This is a genomic window from Streptomyces sp. NBC_01268 (assembly GCF_036240795.1).
Classification (GTDB): Bacteria; Actinomycetota; Actinomycetes; order Streptomycetales; family Streptomycetaceae; genus Streptomyces.
Map to the genome: position 1 here is coordinate 1,682,126 of NZ_CP108454.1, position 21,002 is coordinate 1,703,127.

Genomic DNA, 21,002 nt, shown 5'->3' on the forward strand with positions numbered 1-21,002 from the left:
TTTCCGGTGGAGCGGTGGACGCCTGGACAACAAGTCCTGGCTTTTCTTCGGGTGACGAAGTCTGGGTGGTCCCGGCCGGGTTACGCGGTGCGGCCGCGGCGGGCGAGGAGGCGGACGGCGCCGTCGCCGATGAGCTGGACGACGGTGACGATCGCGACCAGGACGACGACGGTGACCAGCATGAAGGTGGTGTCGAAGCGCTGGTATCCGTACGTGACGGCCTTGGAGCCGAGGCCTTCGCCGCCGACCGCGCCGGCCATCGCGGAGTAGCCGATGAGCACGATCACGGTGGTGGTGACGGCGGAGACCAGCGAGGGCAGGGCCTGCGGGAGCAGGACCTTGCGGACGATGGTGGGGATGCCGCCGCCCATGGCCTGGACGGCCTCGACGAGTCCGTGGTCGACCTCGCGGATCGCGGTCTCGACGAGCCGGGCGAAGAAGGGGATGGCGCCGATGGCGAGCGGCACGATCATCGCGGTCGGGCCGATGAAGGTGCCGACGACGAAGGTGGTGAAGGGGATCAGGGCGATCAGCAGGATGATGAACGGCAGCGAGCGGCCCACGTTCACGATCGCGCCGACGACCTTGTTCACCGGCCGGTTCTGCAGCAGTCCGCCCTTGTCGGTGAGGACGAGGAGGATGCCGAGCGGGAGGCCGCCGAGGATGGTGACGACGGTGGCCCACAGGACCATGTAGAGGGTGTCGACGGTGCCCTGTTCGAGGAGCGGCTGCATTTCGGACCAGGTCACTTGGCACCTTCCTTCACCAGCGCGGGCGCCTGGGCGGGCACCGGCCGGTCCTGCGGTTCTGCGGGGTCTGCGCTCTCTTCGGGCTCGACGGGCTCCACCTGGAGGCCCTGCTCGCGCAGGAAGCCGACCGGGACGACGTTGTCCTCGTAGCGTCCGGGCAGTTCGATCCGCATGCGGCCGATCTGCCGGCCGCCGACGGTGTCCATCGCCGCGCCGAGGATCGAGATGTCGATGTTGTACGTCCGGGAGAGCTGCGAGATCACCGGCTGGGTGGCGGTCTCGCCGTGGAAGGTGACGTCCACGACCGTGCGGTCGGGGGCCGTGGCGGCGCCGCTGACCGGGAAGAGCTCGGCGGCCAGCTGGGAGCCGGGGGTCGCGAGCAGTTCGCCGACGGTGCCGGTCTCGACGATCCGGCCCCGCTGCATCAGCGCGGCCGAGTCGCAGATCGTCTTGACGACGTCCATCTCGTGCGTGATGAGCAGGACGGTGAGGCCGAGCTGCCGGTTGAGGTCGCGCAGCAGCTGGAGGATGGAGCGGGTGGTCTCCGGGTCGAGGGCGCTGGTGGCCTCGTCGGAGAGGAGGACCTTCGGCTCGCCGGCCAGGGCGCGGGCGATGCCGACGCGCTGCTTCTGGCCGCCGGAGAGCTGGCCCGGGTAGGACTTCGCCTTGTCGGCGAGGCCGACCAGGTCGAGGAGTTCGAGGGCGCGCCGGGAGCGCTCGGCGCCGGAGACGCCGAGGATCTCCAGCGGGAGCTCGATGTTGTCCTTGACGGTGCGCGAGGACAGCAGGTTGAAGTGCTGGAAGACCATGCCGATGCTGCTGCGGGCGCGGCGCAGGTCCTTGCCGGCGCGGCGGCCCTTGCCGGCGAGCGCGGTGAGGTCGACGCCGTCCACGGTCACGGTGCCCGAGGTGGGGCGCTCCAGAAGGTTGACGCAGCGGATGAGGGAGGACTTGCCGGCGCCGCTCTGGCCGATCACGCCGAAGACCTCGCCCTCGCGGACGTGGAGGTCGACGCCGTCCAGGGCGGTGACCTGGCGGCCTCTCGACTCGTAGACCTTGGTCAGGCCCGAAGTGGTGATCACAGGGGTTTCCGTCACTGTCGAGTGCGCGGCGCGGGGTCCGCCGTGCACGGGGCATACGTCGTTCGGACAGTCGGGCGCAGGCGGTCGCTGTCGCGGCTGGTGGCCGGGAGGCAGCGCGTGCGCGGGGCGGGCACGGTCCGACGCCTGGTGGCGTGGCGGAACGGCTGGCCGTCGGGGCTCGCTTCGGGGCGCGAGTCTCGGTCGGGGGCCCTCAGATGGCGCACATTCGACACATACAACGAGCACCGGGCGTCGTGATCGCCTCGGTCGCAAGGGTGCGGCTGCTCGTCGTGGTCATGGCTGCAAGTAAAGCATGCAAACGTGCGAACGAAAGGAGACTGTCCGCATAGCGGACAGCGCTGAGACGGCATGCGGACAGCCGGGCGCGGGTCCGGCGGTCGGCGAGGGACTCCGTTCCGCCCTTCGTGGCCTGCGCGGACTCCGGGGACGCGACGGTCACCACGAGCCCCGCGACGGGCCCTTCCCGGCCGCGGGTTGTGGCCAAGGCCACGATTCGCGGCTGCGAGCGGGAACGGCACGGGTCGGACCCGCTACGGGTGCGGGCGCCGGCGGGGGGCGCGCGCATCGGGCCATTCGCCCCGTAATACCCTCGGGCGCATGCTTGACGCCCTGACGGTCGCGGTCTCGGTGACCGCGCTCGCGCTCGCCGCCTGGTGCGGCTTCGCCTTCACCCGGAACCAGTCCACCAAGGACTGGCACTTCATCGGCATGGCCGTGGTCACCGTGCTCGCCCTGGTGCAGCTGGTGGTCGGGATCGTGCAGCTGGCCCGCGGCGAGAAGGCGGAGGAGGGCACGACGATCTTCATCGCCTACCTGCTGGGCGCCCTGTGCGCGGTGCCCGCGGCGGGTCTGATGTCCCTGACCGAGCGCAGCAAGTGGGGCTCGGCGACGGTGGCGGCCGGTGCGGTCGTGCTCGCCGTGCTCGAAGTGCGTCTCTACGACATCTGGACGGTGGGCTGATCATGACCGCGACCGAGACCGAGGAGCAGGGGACCGGGCGGCTGGTCACGGGCCCCGGGATGCTGCTCGTCTGGCTGTACGGCGTGATGTCGGTGGGCGCGGTCTCCCGCTCGATCTACCAGATCGCCACCGAGTTCGACCGGGCCCCGCTGGCGTACTCCCTGTCGGCGGTCGCCGCGGTGGTCTATGCCTTCATCACGTACACGCTGGTACGGGGCGGGGAGACGGCCCGCAGGGCGGCGCTGGTGTGCTGCGCCGCCGAGCTCGTGGGCGTGCTGACCGTGGGCACCTGGACGCTGGTCGAGCCGTCGGCCTTCCCGGACGCGACGGTCTGGTCGGACTACGGCTACGGCTACGTCTTCATTCCGGTGCTGCTGCCGCTGACCGGGATCTGGTGGCTGCGGCGGTCCCGCGCGGCCGTCTGACCGGCGGGACCCCCGTCGGCGTCGGGGCGGTCCGTCAGGCCGCCTTCTCCAGCGTGACGAGCGTCAGCCTCGGGCCCACCTCGCGCGTGGAGACCTGTGCGTAGCCCTTGCTGCGGTACAGGCGCAGGTTTCCCTCGCTGCGGTGGCCGGTGAAGAGCTGGAAGCGCTTGGCGGCGGGCGCCGGCTCCTCGGCGTAGTGGCCCTCGATGGCGTCCAGGAGGCGCCCGCCGAGGCCGTGGCGCTGCAGCCGCGGGTGGACGATCAGCTTGGCGATCCGCACGGTGCCGTCCTCGTCGAGCCGGCCGCGCACGGAGGCGACGATCTCGTCGCCGAGGCGGGCCACGAAGGCCTGGCCCTCGGTCAGTTCGGCACGCAGGGCGTCGAGCGACTGGGTCAGCGGCTCGATCGACCAGTCCTGGTAGATCTCGGCCTCGCGCTGATAGCAGAGGTACTGCAGCTTGAGGATGTGCTCCGCGTCCTGCGCGTCTGCCGCTGAGATGGTCACGCTCATGCCCATGTGTGCATGCCTCCCGCTCACCTGGTCCGCCGTCGGTCTACGGCACCCTTCCCCGTACGCCGGGGAGGGGAACCTCCGCAGCCAGCATTCTGCGCAGGCATCCCAGGCAACGGGAACGCATCGGGCCCAGACTTCCCTGTGAGATACCCAACGCTCCTGCGATTTCGCGGTAGGTGGGGTCCGCGGGGTGGAGCATCGCGGTCAGCAGCCGGGGGCAGTGACCGGGGGTGCGGCGGACGGCGGCGCGCACGGTGCGGCCGCGTTCGGAGACCAGCACGGTGCTCTCGGGCGACCCGTGGGACGGGTGGGCCGGCTCCTCCCGGTAGGGCCGCTCGCGCGCCGAGGCCCGGCGGGCGCGGCGCGCCTCGGCACGGACGGCGCGGCGCAGCCAGTCGGCAGGGTGCTCGGGCTCGCCGTCCTCCTGGAGCCGTTCCAGGAGGCGCAGCCAGACGGCCTGTTCGAGGTCCCCCGCCTCGACCCCGGCGGCCGGGGCCTCCGCACGGGACTCGGCGGCGAGCAGGGGCGTGAGGGTGGCGAGCAGCGCTTCGGGGGAGGTCATGCCCGCCACGATGCGGGGCGGGCACGACCTGGTTGCGGATCCGGGCGGAATACACCCGGTCGGAGGTACGGGGCCCGCCGGGCACCGGACGGGCCGTCGGGTCCGGTGCCCGGTCCGGCACGGGCCGGCTTCCGGGGCCGGGTTCCGGGTTCGGGACCTGGCCGCGGGCCCTGGCCGGGATCCGGTCGCGGGCCCTGGCCGGGATCCGGTCGCGGGCCCTGGCCGCGGGCCCTGGCCGCGGGCCGGGTTCAGCGCCCCGCCGTGAACTCCGCGGCCGCGAGCAGTGCCGTGTCGGCGTTGTCGGAGAAGAGGCCGTCGATGCCGGTCGCGAAGAACCGCTTCAGCGCGCCGAACGCGTCGCCGTAGGCCGCCGGGTCGGTGCCGCGCCGGTACTCGGCCGGCAGGAAGGTGTTCTCGTTGCGCTGGGTGTACGGGTGGAGGATCAGGCCCGCCGCGTGGGCGTCGCGGACCAGGGTGGTCTCGGCGCCGAGGCGGCCGCTCGCGTCGCGCGGCAGGATCAGGTCGAGCGTCGGCCCGATGCCCTGCGCGTACGAGGCGATCCAGCGCAGGCCCTCGGGCTTGACCAGGTCGGAGACGGTGCGCGGGTCGCCGGACTCGACGAAGTCCCAGGGGCGGGTGCCGGCGGCCGAGAGCAGGACCACGCGCGGGCAGTCCACGAGCCGGGCGAGGCGCTGGATGCTGCCGGGCTCGAAGGACTGGAGGAAGACGGGCGAGTTCGCGCGGTGGCGGCCGTAGCGGCGCAGCAGCTTGGCGAGGCGCTCCTCCAGGCCGAGGCCGAGCGAGCGGAAGTAGGTGGGGTGCTTGGTCTCGACGTGCAGCCACACCTCGCGGCCGCGGCGGCGGCCCTCGCGCTCGGCCCAGCGCAGCACCTCCTCGAAGGTGGGCACGGCCCAGCGCCCGTCGTAGAGGGTGTTCTCCTGGCGGGTGGCGGGAATCCGCTCCTTGGCGCGCAGGGTCTTGAGCTCGGCGAGGGTGAAGTCCTCGGTGAACCAGCCGGTGAGGGACACCCCGTCGATGCTCTTGGTGGTCTTCCGCGAGGCGAACTCGGGGTGGTCGGCGACGTCGGTGGTGCCGGTGATGTCGTTCTCGTGGCGGCACACCAGGTGCCCGTCCTTGGTGGGGACGAGGTCCTGCTCGATGACGTGGGCGCCCAGGTCCAGGGCGAGCTGGTAGGAGCCGAGGGTGTGCTCGGGACGGTAGCCGCTGGCGCCGCGGTGCCCGATGACGGTGGGGACGGGCAGGGAGCGGTAGCCGCGGCCGTCGCCCCCGTGCCCGCGGCCGCGGTCCGCCTCGGCGTCCGCGGCGACGGCCGACTGGACCGCCTGCGCGGTGCCCGCACCGAGGACGGCCGAGCCGCCCAGGACGGCCGCGCCCGCCGCGCCGAGGACGGCGCGCCGCGCCGGGGTCCTGCTGCTCTCACCCTGTGTCATGAACGCTCCTTCGGTGTGATGTCCCGCACCTGTCAACTGATGTCCTGACGCTAGGCAGTGCCGCCCTACGGGCGGCAGACCTCGGCGGAACATGGCGGAAACACACGTCAACACCGCGTATCCACTCCGTGAACCCGATGTGCGACAGGGGGTGACCCGCGAGTATCGTCCACACCTGCACGTGCCGCTCCACCGAGCCGCGCACGCCCGCCCCGCCCGACACCGGAGGAACCGTTGTCCCGTCTCGCGCTCATGAAGGCAGCTCTTGGGCCGGTCCTGCGCCTCATGTTCCGCCCCCGCGTCGAGGGCGCGGAGAACATCCCGGGTACGGGTCCGGTCATCCTCGCGGGCAACCACCTCACCTTCATCGACTCGATGATCATGCCGATCTGCCTGGACCGTCAGGTCTTCTTCATCGGCAAGGACGAGTACGTGAAGGGCAAGGGCGTCAAGGGCCGCCTGATGGCCTGGTTCTTCACCAGCGTCGGCATGATCCCGGTGGACCGCGACGGTGGCCGCGGCGGCGTGGCGGCGCTGATGACGGGCCGCCGGGTGCTGGAGGAGGGCAAGATCTTCTCCATCTACCCCGAGGGCACCCGCTCCCCCGACGGGCGCCTGTACCGCGGCCGTACCGGCATCGCGCGGCTGACCCTGATGACCGGGGCCCCGGTGGTCCCGTTCGCGATGATCGGCACGGACAAGCTGCAGCCCGGCGGCGCGGGCTTCCCGCGGCCGGGCCGGGTGACGGTCCGCTTCGGCGAGCCGATGGAGTTCTCCCGCTACGACGGCATGGACCGCGACCGGTACGTCCTGCGGGCGGTGACGGACTCGGTGATGGCGGAGGTCATGCGGCTCTCCGGTCAGGAGTACGTGGACATGTACGCCACCAAGGCGAAGGCCGCGTAAGGGCGCGTCACGCGTGACCGACACGGCGAAGGGCGCCCCCGGACGGGGGCGCCCTTCGCCGTGTACGACGTACGTCCTGCCGGGCCGGGCGTGGTGCGTCGGCCCGTCGGTGTGCCGGTCCGTGGGCGGACCGGCGCGTCAGTGCTCGACGCCGTCCGCCAGCTTCTGGCCCTTCAGCAGGAACCAGGCCGCGACGGCGGTCGCGAGGAGGACCGCCGCGCCGGCGCCGGCCGCGATCCGCAGGCCGTCGACGAAGGCGTCCTGCGCGGCCGAGACCAGCGCGCCGGCCTGGTCCGGGGCGAGGCCCGCGGAGGCCTCGACGGCGCCGCCGAGCGAGTCGTGGGCCGCGGCGGCCGTGTCCGCGGGGATGCCGGCCGGGGCGGTGAAGCCCCGGTAGACGCCGGTCACGATCGAGCCGAGGACCGCGATGCCGAGCGCCGCGCCCAGCTCGTAGGCCGTCTCGGAGACGGCGGACGCCGAACCGGCCTGGTCCTTCGGCACGGAGGACAGGATCACGTCGGCGGTGACGGTGAACGCGAGGCCCGCGCCGACGCCGACGACGAGCAGGCTCGCGCCGAGCAGCGGGTAGTCGGTGGACTTGCTGATGGCGGTCAGGGCCGCGAGGGCCAGTCCGATGGCGGCGAGACCGCCGGTGACGACGGACCGCACGGAGAACCGGCGGGCGACGTGGCCCGCGACCAGACCGGCCGTCACGGCGCCGACGGCGGCCGGCAGTTCGGCGAGGCCGGCCTCCAGCGGCTGGCGGCCCTGGACCAGTTGGAAGAACTGGGACAGGAAGAACACCAGGCCGGACAGGCCCAGGATGGTCAGCAGGTCGGCGAGGACGGCACCGGAGAAGCCGCGGTTGCGGAACAGGCGCATGTCCAGGAGCGGGGCCGGCAGGGTGAGCTGACGGCGCACGAACCAGGTCAGGGCGCCGATGCCGGCGACGGCGGCGACGGCCACCTCCAGGGTCACGCCGTCGGCGGCGAGCTCCTTCACGGCGTAGACGACGCCGATCATGCCGACGAGCGAGAGGCCGACGCTGGGCAGGTCCCAGGGACCCGGGTGCGGGTTCTTCGACTCGGGGATCAGCTTGACGCCGACGAGGACCAGGACGGCCATGACGGGCAGGTTGATGAGGAAGACCGAGCCCCACCAGAAGTGTTCGAGCAGGAATCCGCCGACGACCGGGCCGACCGCGGCACCGGCCGAGGCCATGGCGCCCCAGATGCCGATGGCGAGGCTGCGCTCGCGCGGGTCGTGGAACAGGTTGCGGATCAGGGCGAGCGTGGACGGCATCAGGGTGGCACCGGCGACACCGAGCAGGGCGCGGGCCAGGATCATCATCTCGGGGCTGGTCGCGTACGCGTTCAGCACGGAGACGGCACCGAAGGCGACGGCTCCGGTGAGCAGCAGCTTCTTGCGGCCGATGCGGTCACCGAGGCTGCCCATGGAGACCAGCAGACCGGCGATGACGAAGGAGTAGACGTCACCGATCCACAGCAGCTGGGTGCCGGAGGGCTTCAGGTCCTCGGAGAGGAACGGGGTGGCCAGGCCCAGCACCGTGGCGTCGACCGCCACGAGCAGGACGGCCAGGACGAGCACGGCGAGGGCGAGCCACCGGCCGGGGCGGCGGACGCCCTCGATATGGCTCTCGTGCTTGACGGTGTCGGTGATCACTTCTCCACGCTCCTGCGTGCTCCGCCGAGCAGCAGCTCGGCGATCATGTACTGAAAGTCCTTGGCGGCGACCCGCCCGTCGGCGACGGCCCAGGCACCCGAGCCGATGAGCCCGTAGAAGGCCTCGCAGAGCCAGGCGGGGGTCAGGTCGATCCGGAACACGCCCTGCTCCTGGCCGCGCCGGAAGAGTGCGGCGAGCCGGTCGTCGAGGCGGGTCCAGCCGTCGTTCTGCTGCCCGTCCTCGAAGAGCTGGTTCTCGGTGTAGAGGAAGGCGAGCAGCGGGGCGACGGACTCCGACGCGCCGATCAGCCTGCGTACGGCCTCGTCGGCCGGGCCCTCGTCGAGGCGGGCCCCGTCGAGCGCGGCCTCCGTCTCCTCGATGCACATCTGCTCCAGCGCCCGGACGAGCGCGTCCCGCCCGGCGAAGTGCCGGTGCAGGGTGGCCCGGCCGATGCCCGCTGCCCGCGCGACCTCGTCCATGGTGGCGGTCGCCTTGCGGGAGAGCAGGGCCGCGGCGGAGCGGAGCACCTCGGTGCGGTCGACTGACATGAGACGACGATACACCGAATGAGACATGATTGTCTCACGCAAGATGCTGATGACTCATTCCCGACCCCCGGAAATGGCGAAAGCGCCGCCGCCCTCCGGGGTGCGGAAGGCGGCGGCGCTGCTGGGGTGAGGGCGTACGCGCTACTTCTTGGCGTCGGCCCAGGCGTGCTGGATGACCAGGTCGGCCTTGACCTCGACCAGCTGGGCGGCGACCGCCGAGGGGGCCGTGCCGCCCCGGCCGTCGCGGGAGGCGAGGGCGCCGGGGACGTTGAGGACCGTGCGCACCTCGGGGGTGAGGTGCTCGGAGATCTTGGCGAACTGCTCGTCGGTCAGCTCGTCGAGCTCCTTGCCCTCCGACTCGGCGACCTTCACGCACTCGCCGGCGACCTCGTGCGCCACCCGGAACGGCACGCCCTGCTTGACCAGCCACTCGGCGATGTCGGTGGCGAGCGAGAAGCCGGCCGGGGCCAGCTCCTCCATGCGCTCCCGGTTGACGGTGAGCGTGGCCATCATGCCGGTGAAGGCGGGCAGCAGGACCTCCAGCTGGTCACAGGAGTCGAAGACCGGCTCCTTGTCCTCCTGGAGGTCGCGGTTGTAGGCGAGCGGGAGGGCCTTGAGGGTGGCCATCAGTCCGGTCAGGTTGCCGATGAGGCGGCCGGACTTGCCCCGGGCCAGCTCGGCGATGTCCGGGTTCTTCTTCTGCGGCATGATCGACGAGCCGGTGGAGAAGGCGTCGTGGAGGGTGACGAAGGAGAACTCCTTCGTGTTCCAGATGATGATCTCCTCCGCGATGCGGGAGAGGTTCACCCCGATCATCGCCGTGATGAAGGCGAACTCCGCGACGAAGTCGCGCGAGGCGGTGCCGTCGATGGAGTTGCCCACCGAGCCCCGCTCGAAGCCGAGGTCCTTGGCGACGGCCTCCGGGTCGAGCCCGAGCGAGGAGCCGGCCAGGGCGCCGGAGCCGTACGGGGAGACGGCCGTCCGGGTGTCCCACTGCCGCAGCCGCTCCGCGTCCCGGGAGAGGGACTGGACGTGGGCGAGGACGTGATGGGCGAAGAGCACCGGCTGGGCGTGCTGGAGGTGCGTACGGCCCGGCATGGCGACGTCCGCGTGCGCCTCGGCGAGGCCGACCAGGGCGTCCTGGAGTTCGGCGATCAGGCCGCCGACGATCCGGGCGTGGTCCCGCAGGTACATCCGGAAGAGGGTCGCGACCTGGTCGTTCCGGGACCGGCCGGCGCGCAGCTTGCCGCCCAGGTCGGCGCCGAGGCGCTCCAGGAGGCCGCGCTCCAGGGCGGTGTGCACGTCCTCGTCGGCGATCGTGCCGACGAACGAGCCGTCGGCGACGTCCGCTTCGAGCCGGTCGAGGCCGTCGAGCATGCGGGTCAGCTCGTCCTCGGTCAGCAGCCCGGCCTTGTGCAGCACTCGGGCGTGGGCGCGGGAGCCGGCGATGTCGTACGGCGCGAGACGCCAGTCGAAGTGGACCGACGCGGACAGCTTCGCCAGGGCCTCGGCGGGACCGTCGGCGAAACGTCCGCCCCAGAGCCGGACGTCACCGTTGTTGCTGCTCACTGCTGATTGCTCCTCTGGCGGGTGGTTTCGAGGCCTGAACGAGTCGGGATCCGGCGAGGTCACGTTCTCCCCTGCCCCACTCATCGATACTCACCGATACTCACTCAGCGATGGGTATAACTATGCAGACCTCCGTATGATTTTGTCAATGTGGGTTCGGTGGGTGGAAATCCGCAGGCGGGAGAGGTGGGAGCGGCCTAGGCTCCGCTCATGCCGAGCTACCTTGCCCGCCTGGACACCTGGCGCCCCGCGGCCTGGACGGACCTGGACGAGAACGTGCGCGGGGCGATCCGCCAGGGCATGCTCCGGCCGCCCGCCGACCCGCACGACCGGGCCGGGCGCGGCGGCGGCCTGGGCGCGCTGTTCCACCGCGGCCCCTCGGAGGCGGAGCTCGTCCACGCGTTGTGCGGCCCGGACGGAAGGATCCGCGAGGCCGCGCTCGGGCAGGCGGCCGACCGGCCCGCCCTGCTCCCCCTCGTCGCGATCCGTGCCACCGACTGGGCCGCGCCGGTCCGGGAGCGGGCCCTGGCCGTCCTGGCCGCCGCCCTGCCCTCGGCCGACGCGGGCACCCTCGCCGCCACCGCTCCGGTGATCCTGCGGATCCGGGGACGGCTACGCGGTGCCGAAGGCGCCGCGCTCCTGGAGGAGTGGCTGCGCACCGCCACCCCCGACGTCCTCACCGCCCTGTTCACGCACCGGGACCGGACCACCCGGCGGCTCGCCCTGAGGATCGGTGTCGAGCGGAGCCTGTTCACACCGCGCGAGCTGGCCCGTACGGCCTCCGCCGACCCCGATCCGGCCGTCCGGGACACGGCGGCCGACGCCGCCGCGGCGGCGGACGCCCCGGAGGAGACGCTCGGCCTGCTGCTCACCGCCCGCACCGGCCGGGTGCGCGCGGCCGGGGTCACCGCACTGCGCCGGGCCGGGCGGCACGCCGAGGCGGAGCCGTACCTGTACGACCGGTCGGGGACCGTCCGGGCCTGCGCCCGCTGGGTGCTGCGCCAGGACGGCGTCGCCCCGCTCGCGCTGTACCGGGCGGCCTGCGCGGAGCCGGTGACCATGCCCGACCGCGCACCCCTGGGGCTCGCGGAGTGCGGCGAGCGGGCCGTCGACCTCCCCGTGCTGTGGGCGCTGACCGGGCACCCGCGTCCGCTGGCGCGCAGCTCGGCCGTCGCGGGCCTGCGCGCGTTCGAGGTCACTGACCTCCCCCGGCTGCTGGCCCTGCTCGACGACCCCGCCCCGGGTGTCGTACGGGAGGCCGCGCGGACCCTGTCGCCGTGGGCGCACCGGCTGCCGGAGCGCGAACTCCTGGGCCGCACCGGGCCGGACCGGCTCCCGCACGTCCGGATCCGCGCCCTGCGGCTGCTGCGCGACCACGGCTCGTGGGCGTACGAGGAGACGGCCCGGCGGCTCGCCGAGGACCCCGATCCCGTCGTCCGGTACCGGACGCACCTGGCCCTCGGCCGGTGACGGTGGCGGACCCACCTCCCCCGCCCCGGCCGCTCCTACGGGGCCTCGGGGAAGATGGCGCCATGGGGAAAACATATGAACGCATCGACGGGCGACTGCGCACCTTCATCGAGGCCCAGCCGGTCTTCTTCGCGGCCACCGCGCCGCTCTCCGGCGACGGCCATGTCAACCTCTCGCCCAAGGGGCGGACGGGGACCCTCGTCGTCCTCGACGAACTGACCCTCGCCTACGTGGACTTCGGCGGCAGCACCGCCGAGACCCTGGCGCACCTGCGCGAGCCGGGCAACGGGCGGATCACCCTGATGTGGACGGCCTTCTCCGGGCCGCCGACCGTGGTGCGGGTGCACGGGGACGGCGAGGTCGTGTTCCGGGACGACCCGCGCTGGAGCGGGCTGTTCGCACGCTTCCCCGCCGAGGCGGTCGAGGGGCAGGGCAGCGCGCGGGCCATCGTCGTGGTGCACGCGCGGCGGGTCAGCGACTCCTGCGGGTTCGCGGTCCCGCGGATGGACTACCAGGAGGACCGGCAGCTGCACGCGGAGTACTTCAACCGCAAGACCGACGAGGAGTTCGCCACGTACTGCGAGGGCAAGGAGCACATCGCGACGAGCCTCGACGGGCTGCCCGCGCTGGAGCTCCCGCTGCCGCCGCTCCCCCGGTCGGCTCGCTAGCCTGGCGGGGTCCGGGACCGGCGCCTAGCGTCGCGCCATGCGACTCCTTCTCGCGCTCGGCGCGCTCGGCGCCGCCCTGACCGCCCCGCACACCGTTCCGGCGCCGCTTCCCGAGCGGATGGCGGACACCGGGGGCGGTTCGCAGCTGATCACCGCCGAGGCGCCCGGCACCGGCGCCACCACCGGCACGTTGACCTGGTGGGACCGGCGCGGCGGGCGGTGGGTGCGGGTCGGGTCCGCGCCCGCGCGGTTCGGCGCGAAGGGGCTCGCCGAGGGGGCGGGGCGCCGGCAGGGCACCCGGACCACGCCCACCGGCCTGTACCGGTTGCCGTACGCCTTCGGCGTGCAGCGGGCGCCGGCGGGGACGGCGTACGCCTACGCCCGGGTCACCGACCGCTCCTGGTGGTGCCAGGACAACGCCTCACGCGCGTACAACCGCTGGGTGGAGGGGCTGCCCGGGGACTGCCGGGCCACCGAGGCCGAGCATCTCGTCTCGTACCGGACGCAGTACGCGTACGCCCTGGTCATCGGCTTCAACTACGACCGGCCGGTGCGCGGGCGCGGCGCCGGGATCTTCCTGCACGTGAACGGGCGCGGGGCGACGGCCGGCTGCGTGTCGGTCCCCGAGGGCGCGATGCGCCGGGTGCTGGCCTGGGCCGATCCGGTCCGCCGACCGCACATCGCCGTCGGCACGCGGGGCGGGCCGACGGCGATCACGCGGTACTAGGACCTGTCGGGCACTTCCCGGGTCGGGTCAGACACGGCCCGGGGAGTGCTCAGCGGTCCTTCTGCGCCAGGCGCAGCAGGTGGTCGGCGAGCGCCTGTCCGCCGGCCGGGTCGCGGGAGATGAGCAGCAGGGTGTCGTCGCCCGCGATCGTGCCGAGGATCGCGTGGAGCTCGGCCTGGTCGATGGCCGACGCCAGGAACTGCGCGGCGCCCGGCGGGGTGCGGAGCACCACCAGGTTGGCCGAGGCCTCCGCGGAGATCAGCAGCTCGCCGGAGAGGCGGCGCATCCGCTCCTCCTTGGCGGACTCGCCGAGCGGGGCCTGCGGGGTGCGGAAGCCGCCCTCGCTGGGCACGGCGTAGATCAGTTCCCCGCCGGTATTGCGGATCTTCACGGCGCCGAGCTCGTCGAGGTCCCGGGAGAGCGTCGCCTGGGTGACGCTCAGTCCGTCGTCCGCGAGGAGCTTGGCGAGCTGGCTCTGCGACCGCACCGGCTGCCGGTTGAGGATGTCGACGATCCTGCGGTGGCGTGCGGTGCGGGTCTGCGGAACGGACGGCCCGCCGTGCTCGTTCTCCTGCGCGTCGGTCATCGTCGTCTCATTCTCCGGTTCGTCCTTCCCCGTTCACCACGTCCAGGACGCCGGGCAGGGCCCGGAGGAACACGTCCACCTCGGCATCGCCGATGACGAGCGACGGCATCAGCCGTACGACATCGGGGGCGGGCGCGTTCACCAGGAGACCGGCGTCCTGAGCCGCCTGCTGCACCTGCGGCGCGACGGGCTCGGTGAGCACGATACCCAGCAGGAGGCCCGCACCACGGACATGGGAGACCAACGGGTGGCCCAGGGACTCGATTCCGTCGCGCAGCTTCTCGCCGAGTCGCTTGACCTCGTCGAGCGCCGCGTCGGCGGCGAGGGTGTCGATGACGGCGAGGCCGGCGGCGCAGGCGACCGGGTTCCCGCCGAAGGTGGTGCCGTGGTGGCCGGGCGTGAACAGCTCCGCGGCGGGTCCGAAGGCGACGGTCGCGCCGATGGGGAGGCCGCCGCCGAGACCCTTGGCCAGGGTGACGATGTCGGGGTCGACGCCGTCGTGGGCCTGGTGCTCGAACCAGTTCCCGGTGCGGCCGATGCCGGTCTGGACCTCGTCGAGGACGAGCAGGGTGCCGGTGGCGCGGGTGATCTCGCGGGCGGCCCTGAGGTAGCCGGCGGGCGGCACGACGACGCCGTTCTCGCCCTGGATGGGCTCGATGATCACGAAGGCCGTCTCCTCGGTGACCGCCTCGCGCAGCGCCTCGACGTCCCCGTACGGCACATGTGTGACGTCCCCGGGCAACGGCAGGAACGGGGTCTGCTTGCCGGGCTGGCCGGTGAGGGCGAGGGAGCCCATGGTGCGCCCGTGGAAGCCGCCGCCGGTGGCGACCATGTGCGGGCGGCCGGTGAGCCGGCCCAGCTTGAAGGCGCCCTCGTTGGCCTCGGCCCCGGAGTTGCAGAAGAAGACCCTGCCGGGGCGGCCGAAGAGCTGGAGCAGCCGCTCGGCGAGCGCGAGCGGGGGCTCGGCGACGAACAGGTTGGAGACGTGCCCGAGGGAGGCGATCTGCCGGGACACGGCCTCGACGACCGCCGGGTGGGCGTGGCCCAGGGCGTTCACGGCGATGCCGCCGACGAAGTCGAGGTACTCGGTGCCGTCCGCGTCCCAGACGCGGGCGCCCTCGCCGCGGACCAGCGGCAGCCGGGGCGTGCCGTAGTTGTCCATCAGCGCGTCCCGCCACCGCTGGGTCAGTCCGGCGTTGCTCACCTGCGTCATGACGTCTCCCCCGTGGTCGCGTCGGGCACGACCATCGTGCCGATTCCCTCGTCCGTGAAGATCTCCAGCAGGATCGAGTGCTGGACCCGGCCGTCGATCACGCGGGCCGTGGTGACCCCGTTGCGCACGGCGTGCAGACAGCCCTCCATCTTGGGCACCATCCCGCTGGAGAGCTCGGGCAGCAGCTTCTCCAGCTGGGTCGCGGTGAGCCGGCTGATGACCTCGTCGCTGTTCGGCCAGTCCTCGTAGAGGCCCTCGACGTCGGTCAGGACCATCAGGGTCTCGGCGCCCAGCGCCGCAGCGAGTGCCGCAGCCGCCGTATCAGCATTGACGTTGTAGACATGATCGTCGTCCTGGGAGCGGGCGATGGAGGACACGACCGGGATCCGGCCGTCGTCCAGGAGGGCCTGGATGGCGCCGGTGTCGATGGCGGTGATCTCGCCGACCCGGCCGATGTCGATCCGCTCGCCCTCGATCACGGGCCGGTGCTTGGTGGCGGTGATCGTGCGGGCGTCCTCGCCGGTGAGGCCGACGGCGAGCGGGCCGTGCTGGTTGAGCAGCCCGACGAGCTCGCGCTGGACCTGCCCGGCGAGCACCATCCGCACGACGTCCATCGCCTCGGGGGTGGTGACCCGCAGGCCGGCCTTGAACTCGCTGACGAGTCCGGCCTGGTCGAGGGCGGCGCTGATCTGCGGGCCGCCGCCGTGCACGACGACCGGCTTGAGGCCGGCGTGGCGCAGGAAGACGACGTCCTGGGCGAAGGCCGCCTTGAGCTCGTCGTCGATCATGGCGTTGCCGCCGAACTTGATGACGACGGTCTTGCCGTGGTGGCGGGTGAGCCAGGGCAGCGCCTCGATGAGGGTCTGCGCCTTGGGCAGCGCGGTGTGCTTGCGGGCCGAGTTCGTGGACTCGTTCGTGGAGCCGCTCATGAGGAGTACGCGCTGTTCTCGTGGACGTAGTCGGCGGTGAGGTCGTTGGCCCAGATGACGGCGGACTCGGACCCGGCGGCGAGGTCGGCGGTGATGACGACCTCCCTGTAGCGCATGTCGACGAGCTCGCGGTCCTCGCCGACGGAGCCGCTGCGGCAGACCCAGACGCCGTTGATGGCGACGTTGAGCTCGTCGGGCTCGAAGGCGGCGGAGGTGGTGCCGATCGCGGAGAGCACCCGGCCCCAGTTGGGGTCCTCGCCGTGGATGGCGCACTTGAGGAGGTTGTTGCGGGCGATGGAGCGCCCGACCTCGACGGCGTCGTCCTCGGTGGCCGCGTTGATCACCTCGATGCGGATGTCCTTGCTGGCGCCCTCGGCGTCGCCGATCAGCTGGCGGGCGAGGTCGTCGCAGACCTCCCGTACCGCCTCGGCGAACGCGTCCTGCGCGGGGGTGACTCCGGCGGCGCCGGAGGCGAGCAGGAGCACGGTGTCGTTGGTGGACATGCAGCCGTCGGAGTCGACCCGGTCGAAGGTGAGCCGGGTGGCCTGCCGCAGGGCGGCGTCCAGGCCCTTGGCGTCGACGTCGGCGTCGGTGGTGAGGACGACGAGCATGGTGGCGAGGCCGGGGGCGAGCATGCCCGCGCCCTTGGCCATGCCGCCGACCGTCCAGCCTCCCCCAGACTCCGTCCGGGGGGACCCCCAGGAGACCACGGCCGTCTTGTGGACGGTGTCGGTGGTCTTGATGGCGATGGCGGCCTTCTCGCCGCCGTGCGCGGAGAGCTCGCCCGCGGCCTTCTCGACGCCCGGCAGCAGCTTGTCCATGGGGAGCAGGACGCCGATGAGTCCGGTCGAGGCGACGGCGACCTCGCCGGCGCCGATGCCGAGGACCTCGGCGGCCTTCTCCGCGGTGGCGTGGGTGTCCTGGAAGCCCTGGGGGCCCGTGCAGGCGTTGGCACCGCCGGAGTTGAGGACGACGGCGGTCAGCTCGCCGTCGGCGAGGACCTGCTGGGACCAGAGGACGGGGGCGGCCTTGACGCGGTTGGAGGTGAAGACTCCCGCGGCGGCGCGGCGGGGCCCGGTGTTGACCACGAGGGCCAGGTCCGGGTTGCCGTTCTCCTTGATCCCGGCCGCGATGCCCGCGGCCGTGAATCCCTTCGCTGCGGTGACGCTCACGGAGCGACTCCAATCGTGGAAAGTCCGGTCGCCTCGGGGAGGCCGAGGGCGATGTTCATGCTCTGCACCGCACCGCCGGCGGTGCCCTTGGTGAGGTTGTCGATGGCGCTGATGGCGATGATCCGGTTCGCGGCCGGGTCGTGGGCGACCTGGATCTGAACGGCGTTGGAACCGTGGACGGAGGCCGTGGCCGGCCACTGCCCCTCGGGGAGCAGGTGGACGAACGGCTCGTCCGCGAAGGCCTTCTCGTACGCGGCGCGCAGGGTCTCGCCGGTGACGCCGGGCCGGGCGGTGGCCGAGCAGGTGGCGAGGATGCCGCGGGGCATCGGCGCGAGGGTGGGCGTGAAGGAGACGGTGACCCGCTCCCCCGCCGGCCCGCTGAGGTTCTGGATCATCTCGGGGGTGTGCCGATGGCCGCCGCCGACGCCGTACGGGGACATGTTGCCCATGACCTCGGAGCCCAGGAGGTGCGGCTTGGCGGCCTTGCCGGCGCCGGAGGTGCCGGAGGCGGCGACGACGACGGCCTCGGGCTCGGCGAGCCCGTTCGCGTACGCCGGGAAGAGGGCGAGCGAGACGGCGGTGGGGTAGCAACCGGGCACCGCGATGCGCTTGGACCCCTCCAGCGCGGCGCGGGCACCCGGCAGTTCGGGGAGGCCGTAGGGCCAGGTGCCGGCGTGCGGGGAGCCGTAGAAGGTCTCCCAGTCGGCGGGGTCCCGGAGCCGGAAGTCGGCGCCCATGTCGACCACCAGCGCGTCCGGCCCGAGTTGTTCGGCGACGGCGGCGGACTGCCCGTGCGGCAGGGCGAGGAACACCACGTCGTGCCCGGCGAGGACCTCGGCGTTCGTCTCGGCGAGCACCCGGTCGGCGAGCGGCAGCAGGTGCGGCTGGAGGCCGCCGAGGCGCTGGCCCGCGTTGGAGTGGCCGGTCAGGGCCCCGATCTCGACCTCGGGGTGCGCGAGGAGGAGACGCAGGAGCTCTCCGCCCGCGTATCCGCTCGCACCGGCGACCGCTGCTCGTACCGTCATCGAAACCCTCCTCATGGATGGCATGACTATACGCACAGCCGCAGTTTTATGCAAAGCCTCGACAGGGGGGCCGCTCGACTTGACGCATTGGCCTAGACCTATTGCGCGTCCCTGTCCGTCCCTTCAGCCAGGAGCGCCCGGACATCATCGTGCTCTGGGTCAGATGCCGACGGGCACGGCCGGCCCCGGAAGGTTCCGGGGCCGGCCGTGCCGTGCGGGTCGGACGCGCGAGGCGGGTCAGGCGCCGACGTACGCCGCCAGGTGCTCGCCCGTGACCGTGGAGCGGGTGGCGACGAGGGTGGCGGGCGTGCCCTCGAAGACGATCGTGCCGCCGTCGTGGCCGGCGCCCGGGCCGAGGTCGATGATCCAGTCGGCGTGCGCCATGACCGCCTGGTGGTGCTCGACGACGATGACGGACTTGCCCGAGTCGACCAGGCGGTCGAGCAGGCCGAGGAGCTGCTCGACGTCGGCCAGGTGGAGGCCGGCTGTCGGCTCGTCGAGGACGTACACGCCGCCCTTGTCCGCCATGTGGGTCGCCAGCTTGAGCCGCTGGCGCTCGCCGCCGGAGAGCGTCGTCAGCGGCTGCCCGAGGGTCAGGTAGCCGAGGCCGACGTCGGCGAGGCGTTCGAGGATCTTGTGCGCGGCCGGGGTCCGCGCCTCGCCCGCGCCGAAGAACCGCTCGGCCTCGCTGACCGGCATCGCGAGCACCTCGCTGATGTCCCGGCCGCCGAGGCGGTACTCGAGCACCGAGGCGTCGAACCGCTTGCCCTCGCAGTCCTCGCAGGTCGTGGCGACGCCCGCCATCATCCCGAGGTCGGTGTAGATGACCCCGGCGCCGTTGCAGGTCGGACAGGCGCCCTCGGAGTTGGCGCTGAACAGCGCCGGCTTGACGTCGTTGGCCTTGGCGAAGGCCTTGCGGATCGGGTCGAGCAGCCCCGTGTACGTCGCCGGGTTGGAGCGGCGGGAGCCCCGGATCGCGCCCTGGTCCACCGAGACCACCCCGTCGGAGGCGGGGATCGACCCGTGCACGAGCGAGCTCTTGCCCGAACCCGCCACGCCCGTCACGACGGTCAGCACCCCGAGCGGCACGTCGACGTCGACGCCCTTCAGGTTGTGCGTCCGCGCACCGCGGATCTTCAGCGCGCCGGTGGGCTCCCGCACCTCGTCCTTCAGGGAGGCCCGGTCGCCGAGGTGGCGGCCGGTGACCGTGCCGCTCTTCCGCAGCCCCGCGACCGTCCCCTCGAAGCAGACCGCGCCGCCCGCCGTGCCTGCGCCCGGGCCGAGGTCGACGACGTGGTCGGCGATCTCGATGACCTCGGGCTTGTGCTCGACGACCAGCACCGTGTTGCCCTTGTCGCGCAGCCGCAGCAGGAGGTCGTTCATGCGCTGGATGTCGTGCGGGTGCAGCCCCGTGGTCGGCTCGTCGAAGACGTACGTGACGTCGGTGAGCGAGGAGCCGAGGTGCCGGATCATCTTGACCCGCTGCGCCTCGCCGCCCGACAGGGTGCCCGAGGGCCGGTCGAGCGCGAGGTAGCCGAGACCGATCTCGACGAACGAGTCCAGCGTCTGCTGGAGCGCGGTGAGCAGCGGCGCCACCGAGGGCTCCTCGATGCCGCGCACCCACTCCGCCAGGTCGCTGATCTGCATCGCGCAGGCGTCGGCGATGCTGACCCGCTTGATCTTCGACGCCCGGGCCTCCTTGCTGAGCCGCGTCCCCTCGCACTCCGGACAGGCCGTGAAGGTGACCGCCCGGTCCACGAACTCCCGGATGTGCGGCTGCATGCCCTCCTTGTCCTTGGCGAGCATCGACTTCTGGATCCGCGGGACCAGACCCTCGTAGGTCATGTTGATGCCCGCGATCTTCATCCGGACCGGCTCGTGGTGGAGGAAGTCGTGCAGCTCCTTCTTCGTGAACCTGCCGATCGGCTTGTCGGCGGGGAAGAAGCCGGACTCGCTGTACAGGCGGTAGTTCCAGCCGCCCGGCTTGTAGCCGGGGATGGTGAGCGCGCCCTCGTCGAGTGACTTCGCGCCGTCGTAGAGCTGGGTGAGGTCGAGATCGGTGACGCTGCCGCGGCCCTCGCAGCGCGTGCACATGCCGCCGGTGCGGTGGAAGGTCGCCTTCACCGTCTTCTTGTCGCCGCGCTCGACGGTGATCGCGCCGCTCGCCCTGACCGAGGGGACGTTGAAGGCGTAGGCGCCGGGCGGGCCGATGTGCGGCTTGCCGAGGCGGCTGAAGAGGATGCGCAGCATGGCGTTGGCGTCGGTCGCGGTGCCGACCGTGGAGCGCGGGTCGGCGCCCATCCGCTGCTGGTCGACGGTGATGGCGGTGGTCAGCCCGTCGAGGACGTCGACCTCCGGGCGGGCCAGGGTCGGCATGAAGCCCTGCACGAAGGCGCTGTACGTCTCGTTGATGAGCCGCTGCGACTCCGCGGCGATCGTGTCGAAGACCAGCGAGCTCTTGCCCGAACCCGAGACACCGGTGAAGACGGTGAGGCGGCGCTTCGGGATCTCGATGCTGACGTCCTTGAGGTTGTTCTCGCGCGCGCCGAGCACGCGGATCACCTCGTGGCTGTCGGCGGCGTGCGGCGCGCTGGCCTTGCTCATCGTCTCGTCTCTCCTCTGTGGGGCGGGCGGGCTCTACTGGGCGGCTCCGACGGACCGGCTCCGGTGGGCCTGCTCCGGTCGGCCTGCTCCGTCGGGCGGGTCGACGCCCGCGGCCGGGCCTGGAGGCCCGGGGTCGCG

20 protein-coding genes are annotated in these 21,002 nt (G+C 72.5%); 6 read left to right on the top strand and 14 right to left on the bottom strand.

Annotated features, from left to right (window positions below; all coding sequences use genetic code 11):
• Window positions 1-80: 80 nt before the first annotated feature.
• Both OG309_RS07205 and OG309_RS07210 read right to left on the bottom strand, forming a co-directional pair.
• Entirely contained in the window at window positions 81-749 is a 669-nt protein-coding gene (locus tag OG309_RS07205) for a methionine ABC transporter permease (RefSeq protein WP_329419070.1), read from the bottom strand.
• A complete protein-coding gene (locus OG309_RS07210; protein WP_329419072.1) occupies window positions 746-1,831 on the bottom strand; it encodes a methionine ABC transporter ATP-binding protein in 1,086 nt (361 codons plus the stop codon). The genes OG309_RS07205 and OG309_RS07210 overlap by 4 nt, the downstream gene beginning before the upstream one ends.
• Window positions 1,832-2,449: 618 nt before the next feature.
• Here OG309_RS07210 and OG309_RS07215 point away from each other — a divergent pair.
• A complete protein-coding gene (locus OG309_RS07215; protein ID WP_329419073.1) occupies window positions 2,450-2,812 on the top strand; it encodes a hypothetical protein in 363 nt (120 codons plus the stop codon).
• Window positions 2,813-2,814: 2 nt separating this feature from the next.
• Entirely contained in the window at window positions 2,815-3,237 is a 423-nt protein-coding gene (locus OG309_RS07220) for a hypothetical protein (protein WP_329419075.1), read from the top strand.
• A 34-nt stretch (window positions 3,238-3,271) separates the two neighbouring features.
• Here the strand turns inward: OG309_RS07220 and OG309_RS07225 are convergent, their stop codons facing one another.
• From OG309_RS07225 to OG309_RS07235, 3 genes are all read right to left on the bottom strand, one after another.
• Window positions 3,272-3,754 (bottom strand): GNAT family N-acetyltransferase, encoded by a 483-nt coding sequence (locus tag OG309_RS07225; protein ID WP_329419076.1) that lies wholly within the window; start codon window positions 3,752-3,754, stop codon window positions 3,272-3,274.
• A gap of 37 nt (window positions 3,755-3,791) precedes the next feature.
• Window positions 3,792-4,313, bottom strand: coding sequence for a sigma-70 family RNA polymerase sigma factor (locus OG309_RS07230; protein ID WP_329419077.1), 522 nt, complete (start codon window positions 4,311-4,313; stop codon window positions 3,792-3,794).
• Window positions 4,314-4,561: 248 nt separating this feature from the next.
• A complete protein-coding gene (locus OG309_RS07235; protein ID WP_329419078.1) occupies window positions 4,562-5,764 on the bottom strand; it encodes a glycerophosphodiester phosphodiesterase in 1,203 nt (400 codons plus the stop codon).
• 234 nt (window positions 5,765-5,998) lie between these two features.
• Between OG309_RS07235 and OG309_RS07240 the strand changes: the two genes are divergently transcribed.
• On the top strand, window positions 5,999-6,670 hold the full coding sequence (locus tag OG309_RS07240) for a lysophospholipid acyltransferase family protein (RefSeq protein WP_329419080.1): 672 nt from the start codon (window positions 5,999-6,001) through the stop codon (window positions 6,668-6,670).
• A 138-nt stretch (window positions 6,671-6,808) separates the two neighbouring features.
• Here the strand turns inward: OG309_RS07240 and OG309_RS07245 are convergent, their stop codons facing one another.
• The 3 genes from OG309_RS07245 to argH all read right to left on the bottom strand — a co-directional run bounded on the left by OG309_RS07245 (window position 6,809) and on the right by argH (window position 10,470).
• Complete coding sequence (locus OG309_RS07245; protein WP_443067627.1) at window positions 6,809-8,350, bottom strand: MFS transporter; 1,542 nt, start codon at window positions 8,348-8,350, stop codon at window positions 6,809-6,811.
• Window positions 8,350-8,901, bottom strand: a complete 552-nt coding sequence (locus OG309_RS07250; RefSeq protein ID WP_329419082.1) for a TetR/AcrR family transcriptional regulator — start codon at window positions 8,899-8,901, stop codon at window positions 8,350-8,352. The genes OG309_RS07245 and OG309_RS07250 overlap by 1 nt, the downstream gene beginning before the upstream one ends.
• A 141-nt stretch (window positions 8,902-9,042) precedes the next feature.
• Window positions 9,043-10,470 (bottom strand): argininosuccinate lyase, encoded by a 1,428-nt coding sequence (gene argH, locus OG309_RS07255; protein ID WP_329419083.1) that lies wholly within the window; start codon window positions 10,468-10,470, stop codon window positions 9,043-9,045.
• Between the two features lie 210 nt (window positions 10,471-10,680).
• Here argH and OG309_RS07260 point away from each other — a divergent pair, with 210 nt between their 5' ends.
• The 3 genes from OG309_RS07260 (at window position 10,681) to OG309_RS07270 (ending at window position 13,335) form a co-directional block, all read left to right on the top strand.
• Entirely contained in the window at window positions 10,681-11,940 is a 1,260-nt protein-coding gene (locus OG309_RS07260) for a hypothetical protein (protein WP_329419084.1), read from the top strand.
• 62 nt (window positions 11,941-12,002) lie between these two features.
• The gene (locus OG309_RS07265) at window positions 12,003-12,608 is read left to right on the top strand and encodes a pyridoxamine 5'-phosphate oxidase family protein (RefSeq protein WP_329419086.1); all 606 of its coding nucleotides are present in this window, start codon (window positions 12,003-12,005) and stop codon (window positions 12,606-12,608) included.
• A 37-nt stretch (window positions 12,609-12,645) separates the two neighbouring features.
• On the top strand, window positions 12,646-13,335 hold the full coding sequence (locus tag OG309_RS07270) for a L,D-transpeptidase family protein (RefSeq protein ID WP_329419087.1): 690 nt from the start codon (window positions 12,646-12,648) through the stop codon (window positions 13,333-13,335).
• 49 nt (window positions 13,336-13,384) lie between these two features.
• Here the strand turns inward: OG309_RS07270 and OG309_RS07275 are convergent, their stop codons facing one another.
• From OG309_RS07275 to OG309_RS07300, 6 genes are all read right to left on the bottom strand, one after another.
• The gene (locus tag OG309_RS07275; protein WP_329419089.1) at window positions 13,385-13,921 is read right to left on the bottom strand and encodes an arginine repressor; all 537 of its coding nucleotides are present in this window, start codon (window positions 13,919-13,921) and stop codon (window positions 13,385-13,387) included.
• Between the two features lie 7 nt (window positions 13,922-13,928).
• Window positions 13,929-15,134 carry an acetylornithine transaminase gene (locus tag OG309_RS07280; protein ID WP_443067547.1) on the bottom strand — a complete coding sequence of 402 codons (1,206 nt, stop codon included), beginning with the start codon at window positions 15,132-15,134 and terminating at the stop codon, window positions 13,929-13,931.
• On the bottom strand, window positions 15,131-16,063 hold the full coding sequence (argB, locus tag OG309_RS07285) for an acetylglutamate kinase (RefSeq protein WP_329419091.1): 933 nt from the start codon (window positions 16,061-16,063) through the stop codon (window positions 15,131-15,133). The genes OG309_RS07280 and argB overlap by 4 nt, the downstream gene beginning before the upstream one ends.
• Window positions 16,060-17,235: a bifunctional glutamate N-acetyltransferase/amino-acid acetyltransferase ArgJ gene (gene argJ / locus OG309_RS07290; RefSeq protein WP_329419092.1), complete on the bottom strand. Its 1,176-nt coding sequence runs from the start codon at window positions 17,233-17,235 to the stop codon at window positions 16,060-16,062. Before argJ ends, argB begins: the two co-directional genes overlap by 4 nt.
• A complete protein-coding gene (gene argC / locus OG309_RS07295) occupies window positions 17,232-18,260 on the bottom strand; it encodes an N-acetyl-gamma-glutamyl-phosphate reductase (RefSeq protein WP_329419094.1) in 1,029 nt (342 codons plus the stop codon). The genes argJ and argC overlap by 4 nt, the downstream gene beginning before the upstream one ends.
• Before the next feature lie 237 nt (window positions 18,261-18,497).
• The gene (locus tag OG309_RS07300) at window positions 18,498-20,864 is read right to left on the bottom strand and encodes an excinuclease ABC subunit UvrA (RefSeq protein WP_329419095.1); all 2,367 of its coding nucleotides are present in this window, start codon (window positions 20,862-20,864) and stop codon (window positions 18,498-18,500) included.
• Window positions 20,865-21,002: the final 138 nt, after the last annotated feature.

Coding starts and splice junctions, on each gene's coding strand:
- OG309_RS07215 (WP_329419073.1), top strand. CDS start 2,450: ATGCTTGACGCCCTGACGGTCGCGGTCTCGGTGACCGCGCTCGCGCTC.
- OG309_RS07220 (WP_329419075.1), top strand. CDS start 2,815: ATGACCGCGACCGAGACCGAGGAGCAGGGGACCGGGCGGCTGGTCACG.
- OG309_RS07225 (WP_329419076.1), bottom strand. CDS start 3,754: ATGGGCATGAGCGTGACCATCTCAGCGGCAGACGCGCAGGACGCGGAG.
- OG309_RS07230 (WP_329419077.1), bottom strand. CDS start 4,313: ATGACCTCCCCCGAAGCGCTGCTCGCCACCCTCACGCCCCTGCTCGCC.
- OG309_RS07235 (WP_329419078.1), bottom strand. CDS start 5,764: ATGACACAGGGTGAGAGCAGCAGGACCCCGGCGCGGCGCGCCGTCCTC.
- OG309_RS07250 (WP_329419082.1), bottom strand. CDS start 8,901: ATGTCAGTCGACCGCACCGAGGTGCTCCGCTCCGCCGCGGCCCTGCTC.
- OG309_RS07260 (WP_329419084.1), top strand. CDS start 10,681: ATGCCGAGCTACCTTGCCCGCCTGGACACCTGGCGCCCCGCGGCCTGG.
- OG309_RS07265 (WP_329419086.1), top strand. CDS start 12,003: ATGGGGAAAACATATGAACGCATCGACGGGCGACTGCGCACCTTCATC.
- OG309_RS07270 (WP_329419087.1), top strand. CDS start 12,646: ATGCGACTCCTTCTCGCGCTCGGCGCGCTCGGCGCCGCCCTGACCGCC.
- OG309_RS07275 (WP_329419089.1), bottom strand. CDS start 13,921: ATGACCGACGCGCAGGAGAACGAGCACGGCGGGCCGTCCGTTCCGCAG.
- OG309_RS07280 (WP_443067547.1), bottom strand. CDS start 15,134: ATGACGCAGGTGAGCAACGCCGGACTGACCCAGCGGTGGCGGGACGCG.
- argB (WP_329419091.1), bottom strand. CDS start 16,063: ATGAGCGGCTCCACGAACGAGTCCACGAACTCGGCCCGCAAGCACACC.
- argC (WP_329419094.1), bottom strand. CDS start 18,260: ATGACGGTACGAGCAGCGGTCGCCGGTGCGAGCGGATACGCGGGCGGA.
- OG309_RS07300 (WP_329419095.1), bottom strand. CDS start 20,864: ATGAGCAAGGCCAGCGCGCCGCACGCCGCCGACAGCCACGAGGTGATC.